We start from the raw sequence: 10,782 nt of genomic DNA on the forward strand, positions 1-10,782 counted from the left end.
GTTACAGTTCGAATATTACCAGTTACGGTCAACGTGGACTTGTCGTGCGCTTTCGAGTTGCTGTTGTCGTAATCGACGCAGCATGTTGCGGTCGCGTACCGATTGCAGCAATTTCAGGGCTTCTTCTTTATTCATTAAACCGGGCTGTGCTTTGGGGTCAGCGATCCCGTATTCATTTTTCGTATTCTCATCTGGTGGCTGAACTTGATCAGTTGTAAGCTCTCCAGAGGGAATCGGCTTGTCCCCCGGCTCCATGTTGTCTTCAGTCTCTTTTGGTTCAGAGGGTTGCTGCGACTGTTCGTCCTGTTTCGATGGCTGGGACTGAGGCTGCCTCTGTTTGTTTTCAGAACCGGATTGCTCTGATTGAGATTCTTCTTTACCAGGTTGTGGCTCTTGTGGTTCCTCTTGAGACTCTCCCTTTGATCCTTGCTGTTGTTTGGATTCCGAATTCTGTTCTGCAGTCTGTTCAGAGTCTTTTTGATCCTGATCTGATTGCTGGTCCTGATTCTGTTGCTCATCAGACTTCTGTTCCTCATTAGATTTCTGTTCCTCATCAGACTTCTGCTGTTCATCAGATTTCTGTTGGTCGTCTGACTGCTTCTGATCCTGCTTCTGATCCTGCTTCTGATCCTGCTTCTGATCCTGCTTCTGATCCTGCTTCTGATCCTGCTTCTGATCCTGCTTCTGATCCTGCTTCTGATCCTGCTGCTGCTCCTGTTGCTGCTCCTGTTGCTGTTCTTTCTGCTGTTCTTTCTGCTGTTGTTCCTTCTGTTGTTCCTTCTGTTGTTGTTCCTTCTGTTGTTCTTCTTTCTGTTGTTCTTCTTTCTGTTGTTCCTGCAATTCTTTGATGAACTGAACGGCGAGCTCGATATTGGCGCGAGCATCAGCGTTGTTCGGGTTACCCCGCAAGGCACCGCGGTAGTGTTCGATTGCGGTTTGAAATTGTTCAATCGCTGCGGCTTTATCCTGTTCGGCGAGTTCCATTCCAGTGGAGTAATGACAGTTCCCGAGGTTATACCGGGCGCGGGCTGCAATACTGGTTTCGCCGTCACCTGCGACAGAGGTAAACATCTCTGCCGCCTGCTGCTTGTCACCCTGGCGATACATTGTGACAGCCTCGTTGTAGTTCAACTCAGCCTGATCGTCGGGAGTTGGTTTGACCTGCTGATATCGCTCTAACGCTTCAGCATACTTCCCCTCTCTCACAAACTGATTTGCCAGGTTAATCTGCTCCGCACTGACCTGTTTAGCAGGCGCATCGGTCTCAGCAGCGCTGAGAGACTTTGTTGACATCGACAAAGTGACCAGTATAAGGAGGGCTGCGACTGCACTCCTGGGAACGGAAGCCTTTTCCGTTGTCGAGTTTTTCTTTGCTACTTGAGTTGCCATTGGGGTTGACGTTTTCTTTTTATTCCGGGCTGTCGAAATAAGGACTTCCAGTATCAGGAGAAGACAGGCTGGCAGTGCGAACCACTGGAAGCGTGGTATGTAAGTATTGATCGTTGCCGTCTCAAACTCTGCCTGCTCGATGTTTGCCACGTAGTTGTGGTAGACAGTAGCCATGTCGACTCGCTTGGTGCCGGCGGGGATGTAAGCCCCATTGGTATCAGTGGCGATCTGGCTGAGAATGGTTCCATTCATTTTTGACCAGACTGGCTGCCCCTGGTACTCAACGAATGCCTGCCCCCCCTGTTCGGTTTCCGGGATACGTGCCCCCTGATCCATGTCTCCCAGGCCGACCGTGAAGATGCGGATACCATTCTTTGTGAATGCCTCTTTCGCAGCTTCAACAGGTTTACTCTCCTGGTCTTCACCATCTGTAAAGACGACAATGGCTTTATGGTCGTTCGTTTTATCAATAAACCCTGCGGTAGCCGACCGGATCGCATCGCCGAGCAATGAACCGCCACGTCGGACACTGTGAGGACCGACCGCATCCAGTGACTGTTTGAAGTCTTCATAATGACTGGTCAGCGGAACTGATTGCCGTGTCTCACCCGCGAAAACAACCAGGCCGACGCGGTCGCCGGACATTTCATCGACCATGTCTTTGATCTGTTGTTTGGCACGATCGAGTCGGCTGGGCGAAACATCTTCTGCGAGCATACTGCGCGATACATCGAGTAGAAACATCACTTCAATTCCTTTTTGAGGAACTTCGCGTTCAGTCTTTCCCCAACGAATGTCGATCAGCGCAACTGCCAGTAAAGACAAGCTGCTGACAATCAGAATCGATGAGATCCAGTGTTTTTGAAAACGCGGTGCTAAAAACAGTTTGTCAGTCATATTCGCTGAGGCAAATTGTCTCGCGGCGCGGTATTTTGCCACAGCCGCATAGCCAGCAAGTAACAGGCTGCACGCTGCTACAATCAGCAGAAAGATGTTCGTTGGATTGCCGAATTGAATGTCCATGATATATTTTTCCTCTTGATCCTGGGCTGTTCCGCGATGTTCAGTTCAACTCTCGTAACCATGTCTGTTCAAGCACAAACCGTACCAATAACAGTCCGAAAGCAATCAATAACAGTGGAGGCACATTGATGAGACCCGCCCGGTACGGCTGTACTGCGAGTTCGCGGTAATCGGTATAGTGTTGGGCTTCCACTTTTGTCTTTTCCAGGGCATCGATCTCATGGTATATTTTTTCCAGCGAGTCAGTATCAGTCGCTCGAAAATATTTCCCGTGTGTCAGATCTGCCACTTTCTGAAGTGTGGCTTCATCGATGTTGACTGGCATCCACTGTACGACTTGCTTGCCGCTGAACGGGTCTGTCACCGGCACTGGCGCCTCACCTTTGGTCCCGACGCCGATGGTGTAGACTTTGATCCCCAGGGTCTCTGCCAGTTCGGCTGCCTGAATTGGTTCGACTTCACCAGCGTTGTTTTCGCCGTCCGTGAGTAAGATGATCACCTTACTTTTTACTTTCTCATCACGTCGTGCATCGAGTGCATTCAGTTTCTCTACTGCCAGCGAAATCGCATCGCCGATGGCTGTACCATCTTCACTGCGATTGGTAACGATTTGGATATTGTTTAATTGCGAGACAAGATAGGGATGATCCAAAGTTGGCGGCGTGATACCATCGGCATAACCTGCGAATGTCATCAGCCCCACCAGATCGTTGAACCGCCCCTCCAGTTCCTCTTTTCCCTCTACAAACTTCCCAGCCACATTTTTAATGGCAGTCAGACGATCAACGTGCTCACCATCGATTTTGAAATCCATGGCCTGCATGCTGCCGCTGCGGTCAACAACCATTTCGATGGCAATTCCTTCACTCGTCGTGACCTGTTGCTCGCGTCCTTCACGTGGTCTGGCCAGTCCCAGAATCATGAACAGGATAGCCCCCAGCGTCAGCAGGCGAGGCAACCAGTTGAGGCGTTGCCGCACTGTCGGCGAAAGATCTTTCGCCATTTCCAGAGAACTGAATGGAACCGCTGATTTTCTTTGTGGCGTAAACAAACGCCATGCCAGGTAGGGTAATACGAGCAGCAGTAAAAAATACCAGGGAGAGTCAAACATCAGGATACCTCCGAATCTGCTGTCGCAGGGACTAACGGTTTTGATAATTCAGACACACTTTGACGGACCGTGTGAATCGCGGCCTGCAGTTCGTCCACGCTCAAATTAAGACCAGCGAACTTTACTTCATCTGCGAGAGACAAAACATTGCTTAAATCGTCTCGCACCATTGAGGAGCCAATGTTCTGTTCTGCCAACAGCTGTAGCAGTTCGTGCGTTGTCTGTTGACTGGCGGGAATATCAAACTGCAGTGCCAGATAATGCTTCGTTATATCTGTCAGTTCAGTAACGTGTTGTTGGTTCTCGGCGGGATTCTCCCTGACTCTTTCCCAGAGATTATCCAGTTGTTGCAATACCCAGTTCGCGGGTGTGATCGAACGATTTCGGACAGCCATGATCACAAGCGCCAGACAAGCCAGTGACAAGCCGCCGAGACCGGTTATACCCCAGGTTGTCCATTGAGAAGTTTCCTGAACAGGCACTTCCACATCAACAACGGACTGGATATCGCGAAACTGTGTGGGGTCCGCGCGTCCTTCCAGAACACTGGTAATGGTGACAGGTTGTGCCGCCAGGTTGATGACTTCGACCGGTTCTGCCTGAACGCTCTTTGAATCGGTCGACAAGAGATTTACGCTCAACTCCGGGACTTCCAGATCACCGGAATGAATACTTTCCAATGTCAGTGTGCGTCTCCACATTCGTCCCGAATCAACCGGGATTTCGAACAGGTCTTTCGAATCAATGACATCAAACGGGCCAAGTTGATCCGTAACGGCCGGCCAGACCAGACTTTTCTCCGCTGGCGAGATCAGTTCGTAGGTCACCGTGAATGGTTCCGCAACGCGAACGCTGGTTGCCGACATACTGATCGAAACTTTAACTCCCTGCTGATTGTATGACGTTTTGTAAGGATCCGCCTGCGCAAAACCTGTGATCAGAAAGACCAGTACTCCTGACACGATCATCTTGAGTACCCAGGGGTAATAACTGTGCGATGAGCAGCAACTGTTGCTGCCCGAGCATCGAAGAATGATTCGATGAAAACTCATGTTCGGCTCTCCCGTTTATGAAAATATCGACGTAGAGGTTCCACGATATCGACACCGGTTTCGATATGAAGTGGCTCTAACCGCAGACGACGAAACATCGCATCCCGCGCTTCTGATCGCTCTCGATACAGGCGGGCATATGCTTCGCGGTTGCTGCGGCTGGCTGTGTCGAGGGTGATGATTTCTCCGCTCTCGGCGTCTTGCAGTCGTATCAGGCCGACATTCGGCATTGTGGATTCCCGTTGATCAGAAATGACCACCGGGACAATATCATGTTGTCGACGGGCGACCTTCAATGTGGATTCATAATTCTCATCCTGGAAATCGCTGATCAGGAAAAGGACGCACTTACGGTTCGAAATCCGGTTGAGGTGTTCCAATGCCTGTCGTATATCGGTTCCTGTCCCCATCGGTTCACAGTACAGCATCTCTCGAATCAGACGCAGCACATGCCGCGAACCTTTGCGAGCCGGGACACTCTTTTCAATATGGTCCGTAAAGAGCGTGAGTCCGACTTTGTCATTATTTTTGATGGCAGACATGGCAAGTGTTGCCCCTACCTCTGTCACAACTTCCCGCTTGGTCTGTTGATTGGTCCCGAAACTTTGTGACCCACTCAGATCGATCAGCAACATCACCGAAAGCTCGCGTTCTTCACGGAACAGCTTCACGTAGGGTTCGCCGCTGCGGGCAGTAACATTCCAGTCAATGGTGCGAACATCGTCGCCTACCTGGTACGGACGAACTTCCTCGAATTCAATGCCGCGACCTTTGAAGGCAGAGTGCCATGTGCCTGCCAGCATCTCATCGACTTTATGCGAAGTACGAATCTGCACGCGACGAATTTTCTGAATCACTTCTCGTGGAATCATGTATCGATCCATTCTTGGATAAGGGCAGAACGCGGGCCTTCCCTTGACGGAACTGCCCCTCGCTCTCTACCGGACAACTTACACTGTTCTGCTTTTTATGCTACGGCGTAGGAATGTGTGCCAGGATCTCATTGACGATCGATTCGCTGGTACGGTCTTCCGCTTCTGCTTCATAGGTGATCATCACGCGATGACGCAGGACATCCAAAGCGATCTCTTTGACATCGTCCGGTTTCACATATCCGCGCCCAGCCAGGAAAGCATTCGCCTTCGCTGCCAGTGTCAGATTGATCGTAGCGCGGGGTGAACCGCCGAACTGAATCAAGCCATCCAGGTTCAACCCGTAGGCTTCCGGTTTGCGTGTCGCCATGACCAGATCGACGATGTAGTTTTCGATTTTCGAATCGACATAGATTTCATCAATCAAATTACGGGCGTGCATAATTTCAGCGGGTGAGGTGACCGGTACGATCTCGACGTGCGTGGCGGTTTTACTCATGCGGCGCAGGATCTGCAACTCTTCATCCCGATTTGGATAGTCGACCACCACCTTCAACATGAAGCGATCACTTTGCGCTTCGGGCAGGGGGTAAGTCCCTTCCTGTTCGACAGGATTCTGTGTCGCCATGATCAGGAACGGTTCTTCAAGTGGAAACGTTTCTCCGCCGATGGTAACCTGTCGCTCCTGCATTGCTTCCAGCAACGCACTCTGCACTTTGGCCGGGGCGCGGTTGATTTCATCAGCGAGAATCAGGTTTGAAAAGATCGGACCTTTCTGAACAACAAACGTTTGATCCTGCGGACGGTAGACCTGTGTGCCAATCAGGTCGGCTGGCAATAGATCAGGGGTAAACTGTAAGCGTTGAAAGCCGGTATTAATCGCTTGCGCCAGACTTGCCACAGCAGTGGTCTTGGCCAGTCCCGGAACACCTTCGATCAGGAGATGTCCGCGCGTCAATAATCCGATCAACATGCGGTGCACCAGCTTTTCCTGGCCGACAAGTACCTGATTGACTTGTCCCACAATCCGTCGAAACGGCTCGCTGTGAGTTTCAATCTCCCCGGTCAAGAGTTTGATCCGATCCTTGGTCTCGGCATGATGATTGTTTGTGGTGGATGGACTCGACATATTCAAACTCCTCAGGTCTTAGAATGGGAAAACGTATCAGCTTGTCAGCGACTACCTGAGAGGTAGCATTTGACGTGCCAATAGCTTGGGTTCCTTAAAACAGAGGATTTTGCTGGTTTTGACAGGTACTTTCAGTCTGAAGACACCATTTCCCCGCCCTCCTGTCGAGACAGACTGCCCCGGTGGGGCATTTTGCCTCAATAGTGAAAGTTGTAAACTTGTCGTGAACCAGCCCGTTTTCAGCAGCGCAGTTATCCATAGAGCGTCTCTCAATCTATGAAAACGGCCCCAATGGCCCCGGAGACACATCAGCCAAACGGGCTCAGTCCCGCTGACCCGCTCGCTGTTGCCCCCCTTCCGTGAAAAGCGACTCATTCATTGAAATCATCCACTGAAAATATTCGACTTGACTCACCCCTGCTCTCACCCAGGATAAGCGTCTAACCGTGTCGCGCGCGTGAGCAGTTTACAGTGCACTGAAACACGCGACACCTGTTTTGACTCTTCACTAAAAATAAGCCTGTTTTTTCCAGATTTGCACTGCCTGAATCAGCACTTGTTCCCCATGTTAGTCTGCGGGTCGCCACACTTCGCAGAGCTTCGTCCCGATAACGCTCCGGCAACGCCAAATATCGTGCTCGTATCAACCTGTATCGCCACATTTTATTTTTCATCCCCCCTTGACCTCCCTGTGCCACGCCATAAGATTTCCCTCGAACATGAAATGAAACCTGATTCCCGATAACCCGGTTACACAAGCCTCAGAAATCAATCAGTAGAATGAATTCCATGCAGCAGGTACCAGATTGATACACCATCTCCGTTCGAGTGATTTCGTAATTCTCGTGGCAGGAATATCAGTCTGCAGAATCCCCTGGCTGGCTTGCCCAGCAGCGTCCGCGTAAGCAGCATTGATTTCATGATCAACGACCAGCCCGGCCAACACATTCTAACCGATCGCACTACTTCAGTCTGAGATGAACATTCCGAGCCAATTAACACTCCAGATAAATGAGTCCGGATTTGCCCGGTCTCGAAAGGCACCGGCTGGACAGGACTGCGCAGCACCACGACACAATCGACGGACATGAAGGATACCATCTACACCACCAAGCGCATGCTTGCGAAGACATTGATCAGCTACTCATTTGAAACAGAAGTTGTATCTGAACAACGGCAATCATTCTGATTCTACTCGATTGGAAAAATCGACAAATCGATTCAAGGTCACTGCACCCAGATCAACACTCATCATAAAAGACGAGTAGGCAAGCAGCGCTGCCAGGCGACGGGTATCGCGTGCCCAGGGCGGGAGATAATGTGGACTCTGCAGGAAGCCTGATTCAAAATAAGGTTCCAGGGTGATGGCATCACTTAATGCCAGTCTCCCTGCGAATAAGCGTTCGATGACCTGCGGCTGATTATCGCGGATTGCCACGTTCAACAGCACGTGCGTCTCCATCACCCCCTTGAGGTAGGCGCAATCTTTGGTAAAGGCAGAATGCCCGCGAACATCCCCTCCGCGGAAGATTCTCTGCGTAGATTTATAAGCTTCCAGCTCATCCTGGCCTGCCTCCAGGAACTGTTTGAAACATTCTATAAAATCAGCGCCCTCCAGTGCATTTTTCAGAACCTGAATTCGTAATGCCAGTCGACGCAATCGGTTGATATCCATCGAACGTGTCGCGATCTCCGCAAACACCGCGATCCCTTCCTGGGTACGGGTCGTTCGGGGGGCACCCAGTTGAAGGCTTTTCAGATTCAGCTGTCGCCTGCCATTAATCGCTGTGGCCATATGAATCAGTGCCTCATGGTTGTAGAGCTGATCGAAATCGAGGTCGGAAAACATCGCTGATTCACGAATTCGGATGCGTGTTGAGCCAGCAATCGCTTTGGAGGAAAGTTGATTATCGACAACCACTGTAACAGCATCATCTGTAAAATACGCCTGGACCGCCTGCCGTAATCTGTCAGCAAATTGATCGGCGGGGAGATCAGCATTCACAGGCGCGATGTATGTTCCCTGGTTGAGATGATCCGTTTTTTCCAGTAGAAACGCGGCAGCATTCACGCCCGTCAGCGACTGTGTCGCATAGACTTCATCAGGTCGGCCATAAAGATTAATCGAACGCTCTGTAAATTCCGATGTTCCGACCGCCATCAGCATCCGCCCTGCTTCGGCATAACTGGCTGCTGTCCGCCTTAAAAACTGCAGGATCGGATCTTCCCCCTGGCTTTCAGTCACGAACGCATCTAACGCGGCGATCTCATCTTTCCAGTCGGGGATCTGCAGTTCCACTTCCGGTAACGCAGGACAGCCGTCTCTCCAGTCTTTCAGGAACCTGGCTTCACTCGCATCAGGCCAGTTTAGATATTTCAGAACCAGGATTGGCTTTGCCAGTTTCAGCAGGCGCTCATCAAGTTGTTGAATTTGCGATCTCAGTGCCGGGTGTATGAACGAATGCGTTCGCAGTTTATCGGCGGCCTCTTCGCCTGTTACGATTTCTGACATGAGTCAACTCACTTTCCATCCCTCGAAACTGATACGGGACTGACGGATAAAATCTTATCCAGGACCATTGGGATTTCACAGAGAAATACAGAAAACCGACACCTGCAATGAGTCGCGTAGTTACCCCAAAGCCTCGAAACGGACCTGTTTCACAAGTATTCCACTGAGAACAAGGCCTTACCATCCTTTACAAGCCGGAGCTGATCTGCATAAAGTAGACGCGCATCTCCCCGGCTGTGGATTTCTTCGTCCGGACGCTGGCTGTAAACTCTGACCAGGTCGATGTAAACGGCAACGGGGCACAGAAAGTCATTACATGCTTAACATATTCGAATCGGTCACCAGACGCCTGGTTGAAGTCTGGAAGTCTGACGAGCAGTCGGGACAGAGAAGCGCATCCAGTTGTCGCTGCGGGCGTCCTGTTTATTTCCAGAACAGCGTCTGCCTGGGCTGTCAGGCGCCGCTGGGATATGCACCTTCATTACAACAGCTTCGCTCGATGACAGCAGGCCCGGATTCGGGTACCTGGGTGCTTGACGGAGATCCCGGACAGGCGACCATCTGGAAACGCTGTAAAAACTTTGACTCCCCGGCCGGGTGTAACTGGCTGGTGCAGGCTGACGAAGACCAGACACTCTGCCGATCCTGCCGGTTGAACCACACAATTCCCAACCTGGCTGACTCCGATAATCGTCTGTGGTGGCGTAAAATTGAAAATGCCAAACGGCGCCTCGTCGCACAATTATTAAATCTCGGCTTACCGATTGAATCGAAAGTGAGTGAGGACCCCAAACACGGAGTCATGTTCGACTTTCTACGATCGACAGAGCAGAAGTCGCGCGTGATTACCGGGCACTCCGATGGTTTGATTATCTTGAATATCGAAGAAGCGGATGACTCCATTCGAGAGAAAATGCGCAAAGAAATGCATGAGCCCTATCGCACACTCCTGGGTCATTTACGACACGAAATCGGCCATTATTACTGGGACCGACTCGTCGCAGTAGACAAAACCTGGCTGGAGAAATACCGTGACCTGTTTGGAGATGAGCGGGAAGACTATGCAGCCGCGCTCAAACGAAATTATGAGCAGGGACCTCCTGCGAACTGGGCTGAAAAGCATATCACCTCTTACGCCTCGGTTCACCCGTGGGAAGACTGGGCCGAATGCTGGGCTCATTATCTGCATGTGGTGGACAGCCTGGATACCGCCCTCCGTTTTGGATTGCGGGGCGAGGACGTCGAACAGGCAGTCGAACCCTTCACTGTGAACGATCTCTATGATCCGAAAGCCCCTGATGCCGAACGGGTGATCCTGCTGGTCAACTCGTGGGTTCAGCTTACCACAGTGCTGAACGAACTGGCGCGCAGCATGGGTCATCAGGATTTCTATCCGTTTGTCATGTCCCGCACCGTACTTCGCAAAATGCACTTTATTCAGATGATTGTAAAAGAGGCCCGTGATGGAACATCGCCCGTGGTGGAACACCATTGACTGGAAACTGATTAACGCGCGACCATCAATGGTCTGACGCTCTTCTTCGTCAGTTCGAGAGATCCAAAAGTCACTGCTGAATCACCTCCCTTTGACCGCGAATCGACACGCATCAAAATACAGATATCACCCTGTATGCCGCGCGACTGGCATTGTTCAGCAACTCGCCATTCACCACGTCATTTTTATTCACCAGCCC

At 51.0% G+C, this 10,782-nt stretch carries 7 protein-coding genes; 1 reads left to right on the forward strand and 6 read right to left on the reverse strand.

The annotated features are described in order from the left end of the window. Nucleotides 1-15: 15 nt before the first annotated feature. From GmarT_RS25360 to GmarT_RS25390, 6 genes are all read right to left on the reverse strand, one after another. Nucleotides 16-2,412: a VWA domain-containing protein gene (locus GmarT_RS25360; protein WP_002647214.1), complete on the reverse strand. Its 2,397-nt coding sequence runs from the start codon at nucleotides 2,410-2,412 to the stop codon at nucleotides 16-18. 40 nt (nucleotides 2,413-2,452) lie between these two features. Next, nucleotides 2,453-3,523, reverse strand: coding sequence for a vWA domain-containing protein (locus tag GmarT_RS25365; protein WP_002647213.1), 1,071 nt, complete (start codon nucleotides 3,521-3,523; stop codon nucleotides 2,453-2,455). After that, on the reverse strand, nucleotides 3,523-4,575 hold the full coding sequence (locus GmarT_RS25370; protein ID WP_149303405.1) for a hypothetical protein: 1,053 nt from the start codon (nucleotides 4,573-4,575) through the stop codon (nucleotides 3,523-3,525). Before GmarT_RS25370 ends, GmarT_RS25365 begins: the two co-directional genes overlap by 1 nt. After that, nucleotides 4,572-5,447: a DUF58 domain-containing protein gene (locus tag GmarT_RS25375; protein ID WP_002647211.1), complete on the reverse strand. Its 876-nt coding sequence runs from the start codon at nucleotides 5,445-5,447 to the stop codon at nucleotides 4,572-4,574. Before GmarT_RS25375 ends, GmarT_RS25370 begins: the two co-directional genes overlap by 4 nt. A 100-nt stretch (nucleotides 5,448-5,547) precedes the next feature. Next, complete coding sequence (locus GmarT_RS25380; RefSeq protein ID WP_002647210.1) at nucleotides 5,548-6,576, reverse strand: AAA family ATPase; 1,029 nt, start codon at nucleotides 6,574-6,576, stop codon at nucleotides 5,548-5,550. A gap of 1,180 nt (nucleotides 6,577-7,756) precedes the next feature. Beyond that, complete coding sequence (locus GmarT_RS25390) at nucleotides 7,757-9,088, reverse strand: peptidase MATCAP family protein (protein WP_002647208.1); 1,332 nt, start codon at nucleotides 9,086-9,088, stop codon at nucleotides 7,757-7,759. 316 nt (nucleotides 9,089-9,404) lie between these two features. Between GmarT_RS25390 and GmarT_RS25395 the strand changes: the two genes are divergently transcribed. Continuing rightward, nucleotides 9,405-10,583 (forward strand): zinc-binding metallopeptidase family protein, encoded by a 1,179-nt coding sequence (locus GmarT_RS25395; protein ID WP_002647207.1) that lies wholly within the window; start codon nucleotides 9,405-9,407, stop codon nucleotides 10,581-10,583. Nucleotides 10,584-10,782 lie beyond the last annotated feature (199 nt).

This window comes from Gimesia maris (assembly GCF_008298035.1).
In the GTDB taxonomy this organism is placed as follows: Bacteria; Planctomycetota; Planctomycetia; order Planctomycetales; family Planctomycetaceae; genus Gimesia; species Gimesia maris.